Raw genomic sequence first — 20194 nt, 5'->3', positions numbered from 1 at the left:
TTTTATAATTAATAAAACGCCAATAACACATTGGATGCAATGATTCATTTCTCTGTTTTGTTGTCATAATAAACAAAGACGTTTTAGTCATCTATCTGTCGGGAGCCTGTCTATGAACTGGAAAATGGTCTTCACCCTGTTGTTGGTTGGCGCGCTTTCTGGCTGTGCCCATACGGAGTATGTTCAGGTCAGTGCTATTAAGGCGAAAGATGCGGCAGTCCAGTATAAAAAATTTGCCTTAGTTTCAGAACGATATCAGTCGGTTAATGACGATCTGAATTTCGCAGAATATGCGCGTCAGGTGGCCGCGGTGTTGAATCAACAAGGCTATGTGCAGGTAACCCATCAACAGGATGCCGAAGTGTTGATCTCTCTAAGCTATCGGGTTAGTGAGCCGCAGGTTCGTACTGAGATTGTGAATACGCCAGTGTACCCACGAGTTGGGCCGTTCTACGGTTCTCGCTTTGGTTATTATCCTTATCCAATGCTGGGGTATCCGGCTTATGAACCGATGGTTTATCAATCCATAGTGTACAGAAAGTTGATCCGCTTACAGTCCATTGATGCCGGTATCTATCGTAAAGATAAAACGGTAAAACCGCTGTGGGATGTGCTGATTGTCAGCAATAATGATAACGGCGATTTACGCTATATGTTCCCGTATATGCTGGTGGCTGCCGAACCCTATATTGGTCAAGATTCCCAACACAGCGTCACCGTGTCGGTGGATGAACAGGATCCGGCAGTGCTTAATTTGCAAGCCATTAAGTAGATTACATGTCATCCCGGCATCGGCTGGGATTACGATTTTTTGTGCAAACCATGCCTCAGGTTAGTCATAAAGCGCCTTAGGTGACCATCTCTTAGCGTACCCACCAGCCAGCCCAGCGTGGCATAGCTTGCACCCAGTACCAACATCATCACTACGTCACCGCCCACTTCTGTAATGGAAAGCCCCATCTGGTTAACGCTGGCAATGGCATTGGTTGCCCAGGTTGATGGCAGCAGATGAGAAATAAACCACACCCATTTAGGCATCAATTGTAGCGGCCAGATAGTACCGGAAATATAGAACACCGGCGTAGTGACCATAGCTAACGTTAGGTAAATTAGCTCAATGCTACGTAAACATTCCGTAATCAGCTTGGCAAAACCTAAGGTTGCTAGAATAAACGGGAAGGTAAGTACCAGAATTTCGGGTATGGTGGCGGTCTGTCGATAGCCCAACAGCATTGGCCAGATCACAAATAAAATGACCGATAAAAACAGCCAAATGGGGATCAGTGCCGATAGGCACCCCAAATAAACCGGCAGTGGCGGTTTTCCCTGCGGTAAGGTGTGTAACACAATACTGGTGCGCGTAGCGGCAATTAGCAGCGTGTGTTGTAACATCATCACCATCAGGCCGGGGAAGGTGATGGCCGCAAAACTGATTCCGGGATTAAATACATCAATACTCTGAGCCTTGATTGGCGAGAGAATGCGTTGAATCTGAACCGGGGTAAACCCATTGTTCAGCAGAATTTCACTATTATAAGACAGCGTCATGGCGCGATAGGCGCTGATCACATCCTGCTCGATCTGTCCGTTAGCCAGCCGGTTGGTGGCGTCGCCATAGGCAGGAATCGTGACGTTTTCTCCATGCAGGATGCGCTTTTCCATATTGTGTGGCAGCACCACCACGGCAAACAGCTTACGGGCTACTAAATCCTGTTGCGCTTCTTCAATGGAGATGTAGTTTTGCACCGCAATTTTGGCGCTAGCATCGAGGCTGCGGGTTACCATACGGCTGGCGGAACTGTGGTCCAGATCGACCACGGCGACCGGCAGATCCCAAACTGAATGGTTAACGTAAACCAGACTCATGATGCACAGTGAACAGAGCAATAGCATCCACACCGGTTTTTCCAGCATGCGGCTCATGATCATCATAAAGCCGTGGAAATAGGCTTTCATCATTATCGAATGTCCCCGTTTTGCAGGCGCTTAGGTAAGCGTTTTCTCACCAAAAATGCAGTGAGCAGTGGATAAACCAGCAACAGTACACAGACATCAATCAGTGATGATGCCGGAACGCCACGTAAAAATACGTCAAACAGGGCATATAGGGCATGGGTCAGCGGTTCAATGTTGGCAATGATCTGAGCAATAAGCGGCATGGACAGCTCGGGCACAGCGGTACCTGAGTAAGTCATGGCGATACCCACCAGCAGACCAATCAACGTATAGGCAGTAATAATATCTTTGGTAAAGGTAAACAGCAGTAGGCCGATACTTTGTGCAGCCATAATATAGAAGAAGCCAATAGCCAGCATAAATAGTGGATTTCCATTGATTCTGGCTCCTGAATAAGTAACCAAGGTGGCAATTTGTACCATCAGTAATAGGGTGTAAATAATGGTGTAAGGGGCCAGCTTACCTATTAGCGCCAGACTGAAGGGACGGGCATTGAGTAATACTTTACGCCGGCTCAAAACATAAATGGTACAGGTGACCACAAACAGTTGGAGAATATGGATGGTCGAGGCAAACAGCTGGTAGTAAATAAAGTTACCGCTGGCGTTAAACAGGCTCTCATAAGAAAGGCTGACTTGTGCCAGTGGGGGTAGCGGACGGCCAATAGCCGTAGCGATAATTTGTGAATAGGTTTGATTCACTTCTGACGTCAGGCCGGGAAAGTCTTGAGTAGAGTAAAGACCAGCCCCATAAAACAGGCCATTATAATAAAGCGCTGAGATTGGTTGACGGGCGGCTAATACATCCGCTTCAAAATTATGGGGAATGTACAGCAAGGCATAAACCTTAGCTGAACGCAGATCCACCTGTGCCTGTTGCAGGTCGTTATACTGGATTATTTGGGCGTGAGAACCCGCATTCAGGTCGCGGATAATTCGTCTGGATAGGGTACTGTGGTCGTTATCTACCGCAGCAACCGGTAGATCCAGCATGGTTCCGGCGGAGAAGTTAGCGCTGATAACCGTAAACAGCAGTAGAGGAAAGATCCACGTTAACCAGTGGAGCACCATGCTGTGAAAGCCAGCTCTGGCTTCTACGTTAAATGAGCGGTTAAAGCAGCGCCAGCCAGCTTTTAATCTTCCCATTTCCATAATGCGCTCATCCCCGGACGCAGCCCTTCAACCGGTTTAACCGGATAGAGTCGCACTTCGAAAGTTTTTAAATCAAAATCGCCGGTCGCGCGGGTAGCCCGTTTGGTTGCGAAATCGCCCATGGGTGAAATAAAGCGTACTTCTGCTTCAATTTGCTGATTTTTTAACGCCGGTACCTGCAACATAACTTTGTCGCCCTTATGCACGTTAGCCAAAATATCTTCACGCAGGTTATAGACAAAATAGGCATCCGGCAGGCGAATAATGGTTAACAGAGGGCTGGCCGCGTTGAGTAATTCCCCTTGTTCTGCGGGAATGGTACCAATTTCGCCGTCTACCGGGGCTTTAACCTGTAGCTCGTCCTGCTGAACTTTTATTTGAGTCAGATTTTCTTCAGCCTGATGAAGGGCTGCAACAAAGGCATCTTTTTGTTCGCTACGATCGCCATGTTGAGCTTCATCCAACAGTGCTCGAGCCGCATTCACTTGATGAAACCCGGTTTCCTTGGCTTTGAGTGAGGCGTCCAGCATAGTGGCAGAGACATAGCCCTTAGGTGCCATGCTCTGATTACGGCGATAATCTTTTTCTGCATTCTGATAGACCGCTTCGGCCTGTGCCAGTGACGCTTTCAGGTTACGGATACTTTCTTCTCGAGTGCCGTGCATTGACTCTTCTAGACGGGCTTTAGCCTGATCTCTGGCGGCCTCTAGGGATTTGACCTGGGCATCCAGCTCTGGGCTGTCCAGCTTCATTAATAGCTTACCGGCTTTGACGTCGTCACCGCGTTCCAAATAACGTTCGACCACACGACCTTTGGCTTTAGAGGTGATTAATACCTCTGGAGCATCTACTTCTCCCTGAAGTAAAATATATTGGTTATGTGCGCGGAATAATATTGCCAACGCAATAACAATAATTATAAATATCAGGGTAATAATCGATTGTTTCTTCATATCAAATATATCGTTGTCATTGTCACTATTTAGAACACGAGTTAACGCGAGGCATCACGAAAAATAGCCTGAATAATCAGACTAGTAAAATGTCATCGGGTCATTGTGCTGCAAAGGGCATCGGCTTGATTCTGGCGCTTTTTCTCGGATGGAATTAGCGTAAATATCGTCTCTGCGCGGGCACTGGATTCTACCTTAATATGTAATTCATACATAATATTCCCTTAGCATAAAGTGCTAAACCGTCCGGTTAGATAGCCCGATATAACAACTTTATTGCTGAGGATATTGAGAGATATTAGCTACCGCAGTCGGCATTATTTGTTCGCCTGATATTTAATTATCAGAAATAAGAATATGGCGAGGCGATGTTTATCGGTACGCGTTAGTGCCAGATAATTTATTCTATTTATATTGATGTGAGATATGACATAAAAAGCAGGCCGTCACATTGATTGCCACTGGACGATTCTCGATTCGCGGGTTAGTCTGAAACACAATATTGTTATCAACAATCCGGCCAATCATTCAGCGATTATTATGAATAAAGACAGGGCACTAACACTCGAAGCATTAAGAGTCATGGACGCGATTGAACGGCGTCGTAGCTTTGCTGCGGCAGCAGAAGAGCTTGGTCGGGTTCCTTCAGCGTTAAGCTATACCATGCAAAAGCTAGAGGAAGAGCTGGACGTGGTGCTGTTCGACCGTTCTGGCCATCGCACCAAGTTTACCCCCGTCGGTCGTTTGTTGCTGGAACGGGGGCGTATTCTGCTGGAGGCGGCAGATAAACTGACGTCTGATGCGGAAGCCCTGTCTCGCGGTTGGGAAACCAATATAACCATTGTTACTGAAGTGTTGGTTCCCGCTTGGAGCCTGTTCCCATTGGTTAACCGACTGGCTGAAAAGTCGGATACTCAAATCGCGATTACTACCGAGGTACTGGCCGGTGCTTGGGAACGGTTGGAGCAGGGGAAAGCGGATATTGTGATCGGGCCGTCTGACTATCTGCGACAATCTTCTGAAATTAACTCGGTTCGTCTGTATAACATCACCAGTTTGTATGTGGCTGCGCCAGATCATCCCATTCATCAGGAGCAGAATCCGCTAGATGAAAGTACTCGGCTGAAATATCGCGGTATTGCGATTGCCGATACCGCAAAAGAACGCCCGATTTTGACGGTAAAAGTGTTGGAGAAACAGCACCGCTTAACCGTCAGTTCCTTGGAAGATAAACATAAAGCATTGCTGGCAGGTTTGGGCATCGCTACCATGCCCGTTAATATGATTCAGGACGATTTGAAAAATGGCAGGCTGAAAGTCATTGGTAGCGATCCGGGGAGTGAAGTGGAGATCATCATGGCTTGGCGTCGGGATCAAATAGGTAAAGCAAAAGCTTGGTTACTGCGTGAAATACCTAAACTGTTTTCAGCCTGATTGCAGCAAACATTCATTTATTCCCCGCTCGGTGACATCATGACCTGCGTCGTGCACTGCAGTTCAGCTTTTCTACCCCTCTCCGACAAAGCCTAACAAGTCAAAAGGGTGAAAGCTTGCGGTTCGCTTTCACCCAAAACATACGTATGCCATTCGACTAAGTGGCAAATTTTCCGCTGTTATAGTCATTTATCGCCTGTTTAATTTCATCGACGGTGTTCATTACAAAAGGACCATACTGTACCACGGGTTCATTTAATGGTTTACCCGCCAATAGCATGGCGCGTCCGCCCAGAATACCCGCTTTTAAATGCAGCATATCACCATCGGTAAGGATAGCCGTCTGGTCAAATTCTAGAGCTTCATTCCCTACCTGAATCTTACCTTCAAACAGATAGAGCAGGGCGTTAAGCCCACTCGGAACCGGAATATGCACTTCACCATTAGGCTCCAGACGAATATCTGCAATTAGCGGTTGGGTAGCATGAGCCTGCACCGGGCTGGTGTAGGTATCTCCGTCTAGCGTCAGCGAACCGGCAATCAGAATGATTTGCCCCTCTTCCAGCAGCGATATATTCGGCAGTTGTTCCGCATCGAAGTTCTGATAGTGGGGATCTTTCATTTTGTCGGTAGCCGGTAGGTTCAGCCAAATCTGGAAACCCCGCATTTCGCCATCGACCTGCTGTGGCATTTCAGAGTGAATGATCCCCCGGCCTGCGGTCATCCACTGGATACCGCCGGTTTTCAGTTCACCACGATGACCTACATGGTCTTCGTGCAGCATATTGCCTTCCAGCATATAGGTAATGGTTTCAAAACCGCGGTGTGGATGGTCAGGGAAGCCGGCGATATAGTCTTGCGGATCGTTGGAAAAGAACACATCCATCATCAGATAGGGATCCATTCTCTGGCTGTCACTCTGTCCTAAGGCGCGTTTGAGGCTAACCCCTGCACCGTCCTGAGTCGCCATTGCTGGAAATACCTGGCGGATAGCTCGATATTGTTGATTACTCATCATTTTATCCTTACCTATTCACCAAAACGCCGATCGCGATGGTGTGGAGCATTGAGATCTTGTCTCGGCCCGATGGAGATAACTCCGGTTGGGTTAATGGTTTTATGGCTACGATAATAGTGGTTGCGGATATGTGGGAAGTTAACCGTCTCATGAATGCCGGGAAGCTGGTAGATATCCCGCAGAAAACCATACAAATTCGGATAATCACTGATCCGCTGATAATCACACTTAAAGTGGGTGACATAGACCGGATCGAAGCGAACTAAGGAGGTCCACAGCCGTAGGTCGGCTTCGGTTAGCTGGTTGCCTGTCAGATAGCGTTGTGCGCTAAGCCTCTCTTCCAGTTTATCCAGCGCATTGAAAACATTAGCGACTTCCTCACTGTAAACATCCTGTTGGGTGGCAAAACCTGCTTTGTAAACACCATTGTTAATATTTGGATAGATCCAATCGTTTAACCGATCGATTTCTTCACGCAGTGGTTCCGGGTAATAATCTACCGGCGCTGCTCCTAGAATATCGAATGCGCTGTTAAACATACGAATAATTTCTGAAGATTCATTGCTGACAATGGTGTTATTTTGCGTATCCCACAGTACGGGTACGGTTACTCGACCGGTATAGTCAGGAATGGCTTTCAGATAGAGTTGATACAGGTAATCCAGTCCAAAAAGCTTATCGCCGGTTGTTGCTTCAAAATCGGTGGCAAAGGTCCAACCGTGTTCCAGCATCAGAGGATGTACCACTGAAACCGAAATCATGTGCTCCAGCCCCTTTAGCTTACGCATCAGTAACGTCCGATGAGCCCAAGGGCAGGCGAGGGAAACATACAGATGATAACGACCCGCTTCGGCCTTAAAACCACTTTCTCCGGTTGGCCCAGATTGACCATCGGCAGTGACCCAGTGGCGAAACTGAGGAATGGTTCGTTTAAAATGACCGTTACTTGATTGAGTGTCATACCAAACATCCTGCCAGATTCCATTAACTAGCTGTCCCATGTTTACCTCCGCAGATAAGTTGGTTATAGCAGGTGTAGCTCAATCTTGAGCGTAAGAGTTTTTTGATATGTTTAACTGTATGAAAAGATAAAAAGTAAAAGGCTGCGCCTTTAGAGCGCAGCTTGTCGGTTATCGGTGGATTACCATTTTTTGTTTAGCAGTCTATCGATGCTGAATGCACCCGGGCCGCTTACCGCCAGTAAGATATAACCACCAGCAATAGTCAGATTTTTCATAAACATTAACTGGTTAACGCCTTCAGCAAAGTTGGTGTGAAAAATAAAGGCGGTTAACAGGGTGAACAGTGCGGTGAAAATTGCGGTGGTACGCGTCAGTAAACCAAACAACACCGCCAGGCCACCACCCAGTTCAAGTAAAATTGTCAGCGGTAGCAGGAAGCCAGGAACGCCCATGGCTTGCATATATTGCTGTGTTCCGGCGTAAGCGCCTAACTTACCGTAACCCGCCACAATAAACAGAATGGGCATTAAAATACGGGCGATTAGTAATGCAACGTTATTTAAATTATTCATTTCTACTCTAACTCCTGAACACAGTTTAATAATGACTTTGTTTGCCCGTAATAGTTACATACAAACATTGCTTTGTTTCGATGTGCTTATCCTAGTTCAGGGGATAAAAACTTGTTAGCGAGAAGTATTGCATAATTTTTTCAAAAAATTTGAATAACTTATTATGCATAATGCTTATGATATATAATGAAATTATATACATCATAAATTGATAATGTTAATTTCGTAAGCAAAGGCTCAGAAATATTGTTGAATTAATCCGCGGTATGAAACAGAAGGGGAAAATCCGAATAGAAAAGGTTATTTCGAGTTTAGACTATTTTTGACGAAATTCACGGTACTCCAGATACCGAGAGCACGACGACCCCAAAGTATTAGCTTGCGAGGATGGCGTAAACCATACACCACCGCGACACCAAGGCTAGTGGCAGTAATGATAGGGTATTGAGTCAGCGCTAGCCAACCCCGATCAAAAGGCTGTGTTTGTTCCAGCCAAGCTTGGCGACTCTGCGCTAAATCTGATCGCTGACGAGCAATGTCTTGCAGCAGCAGGTTTTTTTTGCGTTCCCGTTGCTGCTTATTCACTTCTCATCCTCAAGTAGGATACGGTCCAGCTTCAACTGATTACGGGTTTCTTTCAGAAAGGTAGAACGTTTAACCCGGACCATGGCCCAGACCCCGGTGATCACGGCTAGAAGAAACAGCGTTCCGGTAATCAGTGATAACGCGAGCACTCGGTAGGCAGGATCGATGGCCAGACAGACTAGAATAAACAGTCCCATCAGGCAGAAACCAGTAAAGATCAGCGTCAGGCCAACCATCATTAATAATTGAAATAGATTGGCCTTTTCTTCTTCTAACTCTACGGCAATCAGTTCCAGACGGGTTTGTACCATTCGATGCAGTAAGGTAGCAATTCGCTGGATAGTGGCCAGGGCACCCTTGCCGGGGCCCTGAACAGATGTGCTATTTGACATGATTAACGACGAGTTAACAGTACGCCAAGCACCACACCAACTGCCGCACCGATACCGACGCCAGCCCATGGTTTTTCATGCACATAGCTGTCGGCTTTATCAGCGATTTCTTTGGTTTGGTCAACAATTTTGCCGCGGGTTTCAGTTAAGCGGGTACGAGTATCTTTTAGCAGGCCTTCAGCTTTGGCGCGTATTTTGTCCAGTTCAGCTTTAGGTTTATCGCCAGAGGAGTGTAGGATCTCTTCCAACGTATTTGCCAGTGTTTCGAGCTCTTCACGAAGTTGTTCTGAAGTACTTTCTTTTTGCTGTGCCATTGGGTCTACTCCTTAAAATATGAGCGAAATGTAATATTAACCATAGACCATTATTCAATGTTATTAAAAGGGAAAATTGTATTGTTTTGTCAGGAAATGAAAGGGCGTAAGTCCCGGGGAAAGGTCAAGTTTTACCCGAGAATCAACAAAATAAAAGCCGAAATGGTGAAGCATTTCGGCTGAGAATTTGGCTATTCGATAAAAGATTCGGGGATGATTAAAGGCTCTTATTGGCGTTATGAGCGCGTTTTTTACGCCAGATAACGATAATCGAACCAATCAAACCGGCAACCAGCAGTACGATAGGTAATAACACCAAGCCTTTCATTAATTCATTTTCATAGCGATCGAAAATTTTGGTACTGCCCAAGGCATAACCCAGACTGGTCAAAATAATGACCCACAGGAAACCGCTCATCCAACTGAAGAACTGGAAGCGTTTGCTGTCTAGGCCAGAGACGCCAGCCAGAGTAGGTAATAGAGTACGGACAAAAGCTAGAAAACGACCGATAAACAGCGCCGCTAGACCGTGGCGATGGAACAGATTATGGGCACGTTGATGATAGTGAGGGGGAATATGGGAAAGCCAGTTTTGTACCAACGCGGTATTACCGAGCCATCGCCCCTGTAGGAAGCCAATCCAACTGCCGATACTGGCACCCGCGGTAAGAATCACGATCGCCAGCGGATAATTGATCGCGCCTTTAGCGACTAAAACACCCACTAGCAGCAATAGGCTATCACCCGGTAAAAATGCAGCGGGAAGAACCCCATTTTCCAGCAACAAAATAGTGAAAAGTATGCCGTATAGAGTCCAAGCAAGGGACGGATTAGTTAGCATGACTATATCGTGGTGCCAGAGCGCTTGCCAGAGCGTGTGTATTACATCCATTTCGTATTCCTAAACATCGGTGTAACCGGAATATGTCCCCGGGGATTAAATGGTTTGCTAGAGATCTCTGTTGCTAAAGTAAGGCTGGTATCTGGCGTGTGCCCTGAATATCGACAGACTTCTTTTGACGCTAAGTAATCTACAGCTAAATTGGTGAAGCCTTTGGAATAGACGGGCTTCTGATATCAGTTTAGTCAACATGTGTTGGTGTATTTGCTGATGCCGCTGATTTTTCTCTTTCATCCATAAACAGGGAGAAAACAACGTTGCCACTCTAACAAAGTTCACTATGCCGAAACAGCAAAAAATCAGGATTTCCGCTATTTCTAAGGATTATTTTAACATCTTTACAGAAAAACAGGCCGGAGATTATCACGCTCTGAAAGTATGATTATTGACGAAGACCAAAAACTGACTAATTCACTGTGCTTTTATCAATAATTGATAACCAATCGCGACAGCAAACAGGCAGAGCAACACATTAGCGATAATATTTAGCGCAGCTTTTAACCACTCTCCTTGGGTGAATAACACCAGCGTATCAAACGAAAAGGTGGAGAAGGTGGTTAGCGCCCCTAAAAAACCGACACCAATCAGAGGACGCCAGTGAGGAGAAATCAATGTGCCGTGAGTCAGGGCTGACATCAGAGCCCCCATAATGAAAGAGCCGATGACGTTGACGGCAAGGGTAGCGTAGGGGAAGCTATTACCAAACCATGGCATAAACCAGTTAGTAATCTGAAAGCGACTCATAGCCCCAATAGCCCCACCAAACGCAACGATAAATAACGTTATGCCATAGCTCATTTTCTTCTCCTGGAATGCATGCCAATAGCAGCATAGGTTTAGTTTAATTTATTGGATTTGAATGGATCTTGGGGTACTGGTGGGTAACAAAAGCACCTGAAACACAGACCGCCATCGTGGAGTCATCTTTGTCAGGTATCATCAACCTTTAGTATTAAGTGGTTTATAACCGAAGGATTAATGGTGGAACGCCATCACCGATTATTAGTATAGCGAGAAATGGAATAGGTACAACGCGCTTGATTATGCTGATTAACTTCAATAGTGGCTAATATAGCGCAGGTTTCACCCACTAACAGTATCGTGTCTGGGGTAATATCGGTGCGAGTGGCTGAGGAAGAAGCGTTAAAAGGCGAACGTCTCCGCGCCACGCCAAACCTCCATGTTTGGCGTGCGACCCTCTCTCAGTTGTCGGCTGAATTCCCGTGCTCGATGAGAAGGTCGGGGACGTTTCTTACTTCAGTAACTCACGGGCATTCGCCACCACGTTATCGACCGTAAAGCCGAACTCAACAAACAGTTGTTCTGCCGGTGCGGATTCGCCGAAGCTGTGCATACCGATAATACGACCGTTTAGGCCGGTGTATTTGAACCAGAAGTCCGCAATTCCCGCTTCTACGGCCACTCGCGCCGTCACGCCTGATGGCAGGACCGACTCGCGGTAAACCGCATCCTGACGGTCAAACACTTCGGTACAAGGTATCGAAACCACGCGAACGTTGCGGCCTTCGCCTGCCAGTTTGTCTGCCGCATCCACCGCCAAGCTCACTTCTGAACCGGTCGCCATCAATATTAACTCTGGCGTTCCGGCACAGTCTTTCAGCACATAACCCCCACGCGCTACGTTAGCCAGTTGTTCTGCGGTACGCGGTTGTTGAGTCAGGTTCTGACGGGAGAAAATCAGCGCGCTTGGGCCATCTAAGCGCTCAATCGCTGACTTCCACGCAATCGCGGATTCAACTTGGTCACACGGACGCCAAGTGCTCATGTTTGGCGTCAGGCGCAGGCTGGCCATTTGCTCCACCGGCTGGTGAGTTGGGCCATCTTCACCCAGACCGATGGAGTCGTGGGTATACACGAATACGCTGCGAATTTTCATCAGCGCGGCCATACGTAACGCGTTACGGGCATATTCCATAAACATCAGGAACGTCGCGCCGTAAGGCACAAAACCACCGTGCAGGGCGATACCGTTCATCATCGCCGACATCCCGAATTCGCGCACGCCGTAATGAATATAGTTGCCCGCTAAGTCATCCACTATCGACTTTGAACCGGACCAGATGGTTAGGTTACTGGGTGCCAAGTCAGCGGAGCCGCCCAGAAACTCCGGCAGGAGTTTACCAAAGGCTTCCAACGCATTTTGTGATGCCTTACGGCTGGCAATATTGGCTGGGTTAGCCTGTAAATGTTCGATAAACTTCTGAGATTCGGCCTGCCACTGAGTCGGTAACTGACCGCTGACGCGACGGGTAAACTCGGCCGCCAATTCAGGATGCGCTGAACGATAGGCCGCAAACTGTTTGTCCCACGCCGCTTCCGCCGTCTGACCGGCAGATTTGGCATCCCATGCGCTATAGATTTCCTGAGGAATAACAAACGGCTCGTATTTCCAGCCCAACGCTTCACGAGTCGCTGCCACTTCCGCATCGCCTAATGGTGCACCATGGCTGTCGTGAGTCCCCGCTTTGTTGGGGGAACCAAAACCAATGATGGTTTTGCACATCAGCAGTGAAGGCTTACCGGTTTCTTTCTGCGCCTGCTCTACCGCTTTGCGGATGGCTTCGGCATCATGACCATCGATACCGCGAATAACGTGCCAGCCGTAGGCTTCAAAACGCATCGCGGTGTCATCGGTGAACCAGCCTTCAACGTGGCCGTCAATGGAGATACCGTTGTCATCATAGAAGGCAATCAGCTTGCCCAGTTTTAGAGTACCGGCCAGTGAACAGGCTTCGTGAGAAACCCCTTCCATCATGCAGCCGTCACCCATGAAGGTGTAAGTATAATGGTCAACGATGTCGTGACCCGGGCGGTTGAATTGGGCAGACAGCGTGCGCTCGGCAATCGCCATTCCCACGGCGTTACAGATACCCTGACCCAACGGACCGGTGGTGGTCTCCACACCCGGGGCATAGCCATATTCTGGGTGGCCTGGGGTGCGGGAATGCAACTGACGGAACTGTTTTAAATCATCGATAGTCAGGTCATAACCGCTCAGGTGCAACAGGCTATAAATCAGCATGGAGCCGTGACCGTTAGACAGCACGAAGCGGTCGCGGTTAGCCCACTGAGGATTGGTTGGATTGTGTTTGAGGAAACCGCGCCACAGAACTTCCGCGATATCGGCCATGCCCATCGGGGCTCCGGGATGGCCTGATTTGGCCTTTTGTACAGCGTCCATACTGAGGGCGCGAATAGCGTTAGCGAGTTCTTTATGAGAAGGCATTATTAGCTCCATTGGGTGAAAGATATCCAGAACAAAATATGTCTGCTTCTGTATCCAGATTGATAGTTATAACAGATTAATCTGAGCCCTGAGAAGCAAAAAATTTATCAGAGCTGTTTAGAACGGTCGACTCAAAATTAGCTTATAGACATAAATGGGACTTTATCGCCACAGCATAAAGGGTCTGACAGCATCTACATAGTGTTAGTCATGCTGCTTTTAGTGTGTTTAATCGCTGAACTTGCAGGATTCTGACGGTAAATTTTTGGATCTGTTTCTTTACTTGCCTTCCCCCGGCTTTAGCCGATAATACATTTACCTCGATCGTATGATTGCTTAATCGTTCATTGCTGACTTATCGTCTACATATTGAACCGGTGTTGCGATCTATCCCTATGGTGTAACCATCTTGAAACTCAATCTTTCTGCCGTTATTGCTTTAGTTTTCCTCACTTGTATCTGGAGTTACAGTTGGATCGTGATGAAAACCGTGCTGGTTTATATCGGCCCGTTTGATTTCGCCGCTATGCGCTGTGCACTAGGAGCGGTTCTGTTATTACTGGTGCTTAAACTACGTAATCGAGGAATGAAGCCCCTCCCTTGGGCACTACATTTATTATTGGTGTGTTACAGACGGTCGGAATGGTTGGCTTTTCCCAATGGGCGCTGATCACTGGCGGAGCTGGTAAGGTGGCTATTCTGGCGTATACCATGCCGTTTTGGGTTATTTTACTGGCGGGGCTGTTCTTAAATGAGCGGTTGGTTAAATTGCAGTATTTGGCTACGGCAATCGCCGTTTGCGGCATGATTCTGATTTTGCAGCCGTGGAATAATAATGGGTCGATGCTGGCCTCCATATTAGCGATATTCTCTGGTTTCTGCTGGGGCGCGAGTGTGATTATTGCTAAACGCTTGTATCTTCGTACACCTACGGACCTGCTATCGTTAACCACTTGGCAGATGGCGATGGGGGCTATTGCGTTAACGGTTATCGCCCTGATTATCCCTTCAAAACCGATTATCTGGCATCCTTATCTTTGGGGTGGATTACTGTATAACGCGGTGCTGGGAACGGCGGTTGCTTGGGTGCTTTGGATGTTTATTCTGAAACATTTACCTGCCTCTATTGCTGGGTTAGGTACCTTGGCTGTTCCCGTTTGTAGTGCGCTTTTGTCATGGTGGTTATTGGGTGAACGTCCTAACGGCCCTGAAGCTGCCGGTATTGTTTGTGTGGTGATGGCGCTGGTGTTGGTGAGTTTATCTAAGCGCAGAGAATAGAAAGCCCTTTGCTCCTCCTTGAGTACTTATAAAACGCTGGCGATGGAACGGCTATCGTCAATTAAAGATTCTTTCTGATACTTTAAATGATAATAGGAATCATTTATTATTGGTGGCGTTAATTGAAACGATCGTTGCCAATCTTAAGGGTCTGTCCTATGTCCTCCTCTTGTCCACCTAAACGCGCTGAAGGTCAGCGGGAACTGCATGTTATTGAGTCCTATCGGCTGACGGAAAATATCCGTCGGGTGATTCTGGGTGGCGAGGAGTTGGTCGACTTAGATATGGATGCTAGCCTGATTGGCCCTCATCTGAAACTCTTTATTCCACCAGCCAATGCAGCTTGTCTGCTTTGGCCTGAATATGATGCCTTAAAAGGGCGTTTAGTATGGCCAGAACAGGGCGAACGTCCAACGGTAAGAACCTATAGTCTGCGTGATTATGATGCTCAATTACATCAATTGACCATTGATCTGGTCTGTCATGATGGTGGTGTTGCTTCCGAATGGGCTAAACAGGCTAAAGCCGGTGATAAAATAGGCATCTGGGGACCCGGTGCACGTTTGTCTTACCGCGATCAATGGCTGGTACTGGCGGGTGATATATCGGCATTGCCTGCGATTGGCTACACCCTAGAACAGGTTTTACCTGCGAATGCTAAAGGAAAAGCCATTATTGAAGTACCTTCAAAAGCTGATTTGCTCCCATTACGTGGGCCAGCAGGAATGGAAATCATTTGGTTAGTTCGGCATCCAGATCAGGAGAGTAAGCTGATTGATGCGGTTGCTTCGGTTCAAATTCCTGACGGTTTTTCTCCGCTGATCTGGGGAGGAATGGAGTGTGATTTGGCGAAAGGGCTACGCCGTGCGATTAAAGATAAAATGAAGCTACAACGTGATGAGTACTATCTGGTGAATTACTGGCGAAAAGGGGTGCCAGAAGGTGGTTTTAACCATTCTGTCGATGAGTAATGGCGTCATTTAGCGCTATAGCAGAAGAGAAACGGTGATGTAAGGTAATAATTTGTTGTTCTACAGTAGACGATAAAGCGTATTCCTGTGAAACTGGCTTCTCCCTTTATTCAGGATGAATCGATAATGGATGAGTTGATATTTCTTGGTGTTATCATTCTTATCGCTGTATTGGCAGCGCCAATAATGGCGCTGGTGGCGATGAGCCGCAGCCGCCATGCCAGAGATGAAGTAAATCAGCTAAAAAAGCAGGTTGAGTCGTTACAGAAACAACTTAACCACTTGGAATATATTCCAGTCAGGCCGTCTGATGTTCAGGAGGCGAGGGTTCAACCTGCCGTATCACAACAATTATCAGAGCAGGTTACTCCACCATTAACCGATAAAATGGCTGCGTCACCGGCAATGGCAGCAAAAAGCGATTTTGAGCCAGTCAATCCTCCGGCAAAACCATCTGAACCCGTTGCGGTGATTTCTGCTTCCGCTGCGAAACAGGCCACGACTCAGACATCATCTGTGAATGTTACGGCGGTGAAACCCGTCACTACACCAAAACCGGTTCTACACCAAACTCCGCCAGTATCACCAGCCCAAAGTGAAGGTTCCGATATTTTTTCTGGCATCATTTCTTGGCTGGTAAAAGGCAACCCGGTAGCAAAATTGGGTATTCTGCTGCTGTTTTTTGGCATTGCCTACCTGTTGAAATATACCATTGAGCGGGATATGTTCCCGATTGAACTACGACTTGCCAGCTCTGCGCTGATCAGTGTGGTGTTGTTAGCGTTAGGATGGCGCTTACGCCATAAGCAACCTTTATATGCTTTGATATTGCAGGGCGGTGCGGTGGGGGCGTTGTATCTTACGGTATTTGCTGCTTTCCGGCTTTACCAACTGTTACCACACACTTTTGCCTTTGTATTGATGCTGGTGATTTGTGCCGCCAGTGTGGCGCTGGCTGTATTGCAACGGGCATTGAGCCTTGCCATGCTCGCCAGTATCGGTGGTTATCTGTCACCCATTCTGCTTTCTACCGGTAGCGCTAACCATATTGGGTTGTTCTCTTATTATTTACTCATTTCCAGCGGCATTTTGTTTATCAGCATTTGGCAGTCGTGGCGGGTGCTTAATTTACTGGGTTTTGTCTTCACCTTTGGCGTGGCCATCATGTGGGGTGTGGAACATTATCAGCCAGAAGATTACCTCTCCTGCCAGCTATTTCTAATTGCTAATCTGATTCTGTTTAGCCTGCTGGCCGAGCTGTTTGCGGTAAAAAACCGACTTCAGCAGCATATGGCGATAGACGGAACCTTACTGTTTGGCCCTCCGCTGATTGGTTTTGCTCTGCAATACGCGATGACCAAACAGTGGCCATTTGGTCCGGCGTTCTCTGCACTGGGCTTTGGTCTGATTTATCTGGTGATCACGTGGGGCTCGCTGCGTCGTTTCCCACAGGAAGGTAAACGCATCGCCTTGGGATATCTGGCATTGGGGGGAAGCTTTGTTACCCTAGCTATTCCGCTGGCGCTTTCTGCTCAATGGACTTCGTTGGCGTGGGCGCTGGAAGGTCTAGGTATTCTGTGGTTTGGCCTGCTGCAACATCAGCGTCGTTTGAGCTGGAGCGGCAGCGCTTTGCTGATACTGGCACTGGGTGCTCAGTTGGTGGCCTATCAGGATTATCGTTGGGATATCTCTTTACTGTTTGTTTTACCTGTACTGTTTCTGTGCTTTATTACCGGTGGTGCCTTATGGCGTCACTTCAAGCCAGAGTCTGATGGCTGGAAGGCGATCAGTATGGCGATGTTGGCGGTTGGAATTATGCTCTGGTGCTGGTGGCTGATAGAACTGCCGTTAGCATTTTATACCCGAACTTATAGTCTGGCACCAATGTTGCTCGCCCTGTTAGGGCTTAGCCTCTCGGTCTGGGTATGGCGTATTGCGGGACGTCGTTTAGCATGGCTTGAGTTAAAACAAGCCGTTTGGTTGTTATGGCCAGCGGCGATGATGGCGCTGTTCCTGCAACTTAGCGATGACCCGCTGCCAACTTCGTTAGGATTATGGAACCTGATTTGGCTGGCGGTCGTTGCTACGGCACTCTTCCTGCTACATCGCGATGCCCCTCAACTGTTGAAAGGTAATGCCGAAAGACTGGCTCATTTGGTTATCTTCTGGCTGGTATTAGCTTGGGCAGGAAGTGAGGTCTATTGGCGTACTGCCCAGATGACATGGGGAATGAACGAATGGCGCTTCTATCTGCAAATGTGCAGTTTATCACTGGTTATTCTGCTGCTGTGGTTCGCCGATCGTCGTCAGTACTGGCCGATTAAGGCGCATGCCGATGTCTATTGGCTGGGCACCATTCCACTGATGGTCGCAGCAGGTGCCATGTTACTCACCGGTAATATGATGGATGGGCAGATGGTGAACTGGCGCTATATACCATTGGTTAACCCACTGGAAGAGGCGGCGATGTTCGGTATTTTAATGCTGATTGTCTGGATCCGCCGTATTAGCGTTATTTTAAAACCATATGCCATTCAGTTGGACTCCATCATTCCGTTGGTCGGCGGAGGGCTAGCGTTCTGGTGGTTCAATGGCATTCTGCTGCGGGCACTGGCTTACTATGCGGATATCGTCTGGTGGTTTGATGCCCTGTGGGCCTCACGTCTGATTCATACCACTTTCGCTATCGTCTGGACGCTTATTGCTCTGATTTGTATGGTTTTATCCGCGCGTACCGGGCGGCGGGTTATCTGGTTCATTGGTGCCGCTTTGCTGAGCGTGGTGATCTTTAAATTATTCCTGGTGGATAGCGCTAAAGGCGGTGGTTTAGCCCGTGCCATCGCATTCCTGGGTGTTGCAGTCTTGTTGTTAGTCGTGGGATATTTTTCCCCGTTACCTCCCCGTCAGCCCCTTAAGCAGGAGCCAAAGGCATGATGTCGTTAATAAAAATAAAAAAATCCCCCTTCACTTTACGTGCAGCGCTCTGTGGCTTGTGCCTATCGGTGTTACCGCTGGCTCAGGCTGATGACGCTGAGTTAACGCCAAAGGATTTTTATAAGGGGGCAGAACTGGAAGTTTCAACACCATCCCCTTTTTATCGCTTAACGTTGCCGGAAGAGGTCTATGTTGAAACGGTCTATCCTGATTTGCGGGATGTCCGGGTGTTTAACAGTTCGGGGCAGGCGGTCACTTTCGCTTTATCACCAGTAGACAATGACACGACCGAACAAAGAAACATCCCATTACGTATTTTCCCGATGCAGATGTCGGTAAATAAACCTGCTGAAAATCAGCGGGACGACGGGGAAACATTCACTTTTAAATCGGCCAGCGGTGTTGAGGTTAAACTCTATCAGGATGGTGAACGCAAGCCGGAAGCGACTTACCTGTTAGAGCTGAATCAGGATAAAGATAAGCCTGAAGATGTTGGGTTTAACCAAATTATTCTGGACTGGGCTCAAAACAGTACGAACTGGCAGGCGAAAGTCACACTGTATAGCAGCAGCGATCTGAAGGACTGGCGTAAACAGGCGGATAATGCACCGCTAATGGATTTAACCTCAGGTACCGACCGCCTGCTGCTGAATAACATTGATATTGATGATAATTACAGTAGTCGGCGCACTCGCTATTGGCTATTGGTGGTTAATAGTGATGAGAAGATAGCGATTCCAGCTATTTCCAAGGCACAGGGAGTGGTTATAACCCGACGTACGGCGGTTGAAACTATCGAGCTGACGTTTAAGCCTGAAATGGTATCGAAAACGGAAGCGATATATCAGCTACAACGCCCCCAGCCTCTGTCATCCCTTTCTATCGTGCCTGAACAGAGTAATACCGTGTTGCCAGTGAATGTTGAATACCGCAGTAGCGAGCAGGATAAATGGCATCCATTAACCACAACGGTGGTCTATCAAATTCATGGCGATACCGGATTTCGCACTTCAGAGCCTTTGGTGATGAACAGTCTGTTAGTTCAGGGAATTCGCGTTAAAGCGGTAAACGGCAATTGGGGAGATACGGTACCTAAAGTGGTTGCCCAGCGAGAGCAGGTGGATGTGCTGTTTAACGGGCAGGGTAATCCGCCGTATCTGCTGGCATGGGGGGCGAATCAGGCACCGGCAGCGACCATTGGTGTAAATCAATTCATCCCCGCCTCTGAGATGCCTCCAAATGGATTACAGGGGCTGCCACCGGCTGATCCCCGAAATATCATGGTGCTGGGCGGAGAAGAACGCCTCACGGCAACCTCTCAGGTAGAACGCGCACAGCAGTGGCAGACTTGGTTATTGTGGGGACTATTGATAGCGGGGGTCGCCGGATTAGCACTGGTTGTGCTGAGGTTGGCTCGGGAATTAATGGTACCTAAAGGCAAATAAATAACACACTTTTTGATTAAAATAGCTAATCGTCGGGCGTGGCCCGACGTACTCCAAAGCTAAGTACTAATGGATTTTCTG

20 protein-coding genes and 1 pseudogene are annotated in these 20194 nt (G+C 47.8%); 7 read left to right on the top strand and 14 right to left on the bottom strand.

The genetic code is table 11. From position 1 onward, the window contains the following. Positions 1-112 precede the first annotated feature (112 nt). Positions 113-772: a DUF4136 domain-containing protein gene (locus HYN51_RS13060; protein WP_108900425.1), complete on the top strand. Its 660-nt coding sequence runs from the start codon at positions 113-115 to the stop codon at positions 770-772. 29 nt (positions 773-801) lie between these two features. On the opposite strand, the gene HYN51_RS13055 is transcribed toward HYN51_RS13060, so the two are convergent. The 4 genes from HYN51_RS13055 to HYN51_RS16720 form a co-directional block, all read right to left on the bottom strand. After that, entirely contained in the window at positions 802-1956 is a 1155-nt protein-coding gene (locus tag HYN51_RS13055) for an ABC transporter permease (RefSeq protein WP_108902067.1), read from the bottom strand. 2 nt (positions 1957-1958) lie between these two features. After that, on the bottom strand, positions 1959-3107 hold the full coding sequence (locus HYN51_RS13050) for an ABC transporter permease (protein WP_108900424.1): 1149 nt from the start codon (positions 3105-3107) through the stop codon (positions 1959-1961). Next, positions 3089-4060, bottom strand: coding sequence for an HlyD family secretion protein (locus tag HYN51_RS13045; protein WP_108900423.1), 972 nt, complete (start codon positions 4058-4060; stop codon positions 3089-3091). Before HYN51_RS13045 ends, HYN51_RS13050 begins: the two co-directional genes overlap by 19 nt. 92 nt (positions 4061-4152) lie before the next feature. Beyond that, on the bottom strand, positions 4153-4275 hold the full coding sequence (locus HYN51_RS16720; protein ID WP_268993523.1) for a hypothetical protein: 123 nt from the start codon (positions 4273-4275) through the stop codon (positions 4153-4155). Positions 4276-4600: 325 nt separating this feature from the next. Between HYN51_RS16720 and HYN51_RS13040 the strand changes: the two genes are divergently transcribed. Further along, positions 4601-5494 carry a LysR family transcriptional regulator gene (locus HYN51_RS13040; RefSeq protein WP_108900422.1) on the top strand — a complete coding sequence of 298 codons (894 nt, stop codon included), beginning with the start codon at positions 4601-4603 and terminating at the stop codon, positions 5492-5494. 157 nt (positions 5495-5651) lie between these two features. Here HYN51_RS13040 and HYN51_RS13035 read toward each other — a convergent pair whose 3' ends face one another. From HYN51_RS13035 to tkt, 10 genes are all read right to left on the bottom strand, one after another. Next, on the bottom strand, positions 5652-6509 hold the full coding sequence (locus HYN51_RS13035) for a pirin family protein (protein WP_230513978.1): 858 nt from the start codon (positions 6507-6509) through the stop codon (positions 5652-5654). A gap of 14 nt (positions 6510-6523) precedes the next feature. Then, a complete protein-coding gene (locus HYN51_RS13030; RefSeq protein ID WP_108900421.1) occupies positions 6524-7513 on the bottom strand; it encodes a glutathione S-transferase family protein in 990 nt (329 codons plus the stop codon). A gap of 140 nt (positions 7514-7653) precedes the next feature. Then, the gene (locus HYN51_RS13025) at positions 7654-8046 is read right to left on the bottom strand and encodes a DoxX family protein (protein ID WP_108900420.1); all 393 of its coding nucleotides are present in this window, start codon (positions 8044-8046) and stop codon (positions 7654-7656) included. Between the two features lie 300 nt (positions 8047-8346). After that, entirely contained in the window at positions 8347-8631 is a 285-nt protein-coding gene (locus tag HYN51_RS13020; RefSeq protein ID WP_108900419.1) for a YqjK-like family protein, read from the bottom strand. Further along, positions 8628-9023 (bottom strand): phage holin family protein, encoded by a 396-nt coding sequence (locus tag HYN51_RS13015; protein WP_192878409.1) that lies wholly within the window; start codon positions 9021-9023, stop codon positions 8628-8630. Before HYN51_RS13015 ends, HYN51_RS13020 begins: the two co-directional genes overlap by 4 nt. A gap of 2 nt (positions 9024-9025) precedes the next feature. Next, entirely contained in the window at positions 9026-9337 is a 312-nt protein-coding gene (locus tag HYN51_RS13010; protein WP_108900418.1) for a DUF883 family protein, read from the bottom strand. A gap of 217 nt (positions 9338-9554) precedes the next feature. Further along, positions 9555-10229 (bottom strand): DedA family protein, encoded by a 675-nt coding sequence (locus tag HYN51_RS13005; RefSeq protein WP_108900417.1) that lies wholly within the window; start codon positions 10227-10229, stop codon positions 9555-9557. Positions 10230-10649: 420 nt separating this feature from the next. Then, positions 10650-11036, bottom strand: a complete 387-nt coding sequence (gene crcB, locus HYN51_RS13000; protein WP_108900416.1) for a fluoride efflux transporter CrcB — start codon at positions 11034-11036, stop codon at positions 10650-10652. Between the two features lie 194 nt (positions 11037-11230). After that, a complete protein-coding gene (locus HYN51_RS16410; RefSeq protein ID WP_157953045.1) occupies positions 11231-11407 on the bottom strand; it encodes a hypothetical protein in 177 nt (58 codons plus the stop codon). An 83-nt stretch (positions 11408-11490) separates the two neighbouring features. Continuing rightward, positions 11491-13485, bottom strand: coding sequence for a transketolase (tkt, locus tag HYN51_RS12995; RefSeq protein WP_108900415.1), 1995 nt, complete (start codon positions 13483-13485; stop codon positions 11491-11493). A gap of 481 nt (positions 13486-13966) precedes the next feature. Between tkt and HYN51_RS16880 the strand changes: the two are divergent. The 5 genes and pseudogenes from HYN51_RS16880 to HYN51_RS12975 form a co-directional block, all read left to right on the top strand. Beyond that, a pseudogene (locus HYN51_RS16880) lies at positions 13967-14244 on the top strand (EamA family transporter); the annotation flags it as partial. Between the two features lie 45 nt (positions 14245-14289). Beyond that, complete coding sequence (locus HYN51_RS16875) at positions 14290-14763, top strand: DMT family transporter (RefSeq protein ID WP_456237236.1); 474 nt, start codon at positions 14290-14292, stop codon at positions 14761-14763. Between the two features lie 158 nt (positions 14764-14921). Then, positions 14922-15734, top strand: a complete 813-nt coding sequence (locus tag HYN51_RS12985) for a siderophore-interacting protein (RefSeq protein WP_108900414.1) — start codon at positions 14922-14924, stop codon at positions 15732-15734. Positions 15735-15860: 126 nt separating this feature from the next. After that, positions 15861-18668 carry a DUF2339 domain-containing protein gene (locus HYN51_RS12980; RefSeq protein ID WP_108900413.1) on the top strand — a complete coding sequence of 936 codons (2808 nt, stop codon included), beginning with the start codon at positions 15861-15863 and terminating at the stop codon, positions 18666-18668. Beyond that, positions 18665-20113: a DUF3999 domain-containing protein gene (locus HYN51_RS12975; protein WP_108900412.1), complete on the top strand. Its 1449-nt coding sequence runs from the start codon at positions 18665-18667 to the stop codon at positions 20111-20113. The genes HYN51_RS12980 and HYN51_RS12975 overlap by 4 nt, the downstream gene beginning before the upstream one ends. Positions 20114-20194: the final 81 nt, after the last annotated feature.

The sequence above is a fragment of the Limnobaculum parvum genome, assembly GCF_003096015.2.
GTDB classification, from domain to species: domain Bacteria; phylum Pseudomonadota; class Gammaproteobacteria; order Enterobacterales; family Enterobacteriaceae; genus Limnobaculum; species Limnobaculum parvum.
Note: the sequence above shows the minus strand (reverse complement) of the source record. Positions and strands in the feature narration are given on the sequence as shown.

Excerpts from the sequence above, each read along its gene's own strand:
- crcB (WP_108900416.1), bottom strand. The coding sequence starts at position 11,036 with ATGAGCTATGGCATAACGTTATTTATCGTTGCGTTTGGTGGGGCTATT.
- tkt (WP_108900415.1), bottom strand. The coding sequence starts at position 13,485 with ATGCCTTCTCATAAAGAACTCGCTAACGCTATTCGCGCCCTCAGTATG.
- HYN51_RS13005 (WP_108900417.1), bottom strand. The coding sequence starts at position 10,229 with ATGGATGTAATACACACGCTCTGGCAAGCGCTCTGGCACCACGATATA.
- HYN51_RS12975 (WP_108900412.1), top strand. The coding sequence starts at position 18,665 with ATGATGTCGTTAATAAAAATAAAAAAATCCCCCTTCACTTTACGTGCA.
- HYN51_RS16875 (WP_456237236.1), top strand. The coding sequence starts at position 14,290 with ATGATTCTGATTTTGCAGCCGTGGAATAATAATGGGTCGATGCTGGCC.
- HYN51_RS16720 (WP_268993523.1), bottom strand. The coding sequence starts at position 4,275 with ATGTATGAATTACATATTAAGGTAGAATCCAGTGCCCGCGCAGAGACG.
- HYN51_RS13040 (WP_108900422.1), top strand. The coding sequence starts at position 4,601 with ATGAATAAAGACAGGGCACTAACACTCGAAGCATTAAGAGTCATGGAC.
- HYN51_RS13035 (WP_230513978.1), bottom strand. The coding sequence starts at position 6,509 with ATGAGTAATCAACAATATCGAGCTATCCGCCAGGTATTTCCAGCAATG.
- HYN51_RS12980 (WP_108900413.1), top strand. The coding sequence starts at position 15,861 with ATGGATGAGTTGATATTTCTTGGTGTTATCATTCTTATCGCTGTATTG.
- HYN51_RS13045 (WP_108900423.1), bottom strand. The coding sequence starts at position 4,060 with ATGAAGAAACAATCGATTATTACCCTGATATTTATAATTATTGTTATT.
- HYN51_RS13030 (WP_108900421.1), bottom strand. The coding sequence starts at position 7,513 with ATGGGACAGCTAGTTAATGGAATCTGGCAGGATGTTTGGTATGACACT.
- HYN51_RS13060 (WP_108900425.1), top strand. The coding sequence starts at position 113 with ATGAACTGGAAAATGGTCTTCACCCTGTTGTTGGTTGGCGCGCTTTCT.
- HYN51_RS13015 (WP_192878409.1), bottom strand. The coding sequence starts at position 9,023 with ATGTCAAATAGCACATCTGTTCAGGGCCCCGGCAAGGGTGCCCTGGCC.
- HYN51_RS13025 (WP_108900420.1), bottom strand. The coding sequence starts at position 8,046 with ATGAATAATTTAAATAACGTTGCATTACTAATCGCCCGTATTTTAATG.
- HYN51_RS13055 (WP_108902067.1), bottom strand. The coding sequence starts at position 1,956 with ATGAAAGCCTATTTCCACGGCTTTATGATGATCATGAGCCGCATGCTG.
- HYN51_RS12985 (WP_108900414.1), top strand. The coding sequence starts at position 14,922 with ATGTCCTCCTCTTGTCCACCTAAACGCGCTGAAGGTCAGCGGGAACTG.
- HYN51_RS13010 (WP_108900418.1), bottom strand. The coding sequence starts at position 9,337 with ATGGCACAGCAAAAAGAAAGTACTTCAGAACAACTTCGTGAAGAGCTC.
- HYN51_RS13050 (WP_108900424.1), bottom strand. The coding sequence starts at position 3,107 with ATGGAAATGGGAAGATTAAAAGCTGGCTGGCGCTGCTTTAACCGCTCA.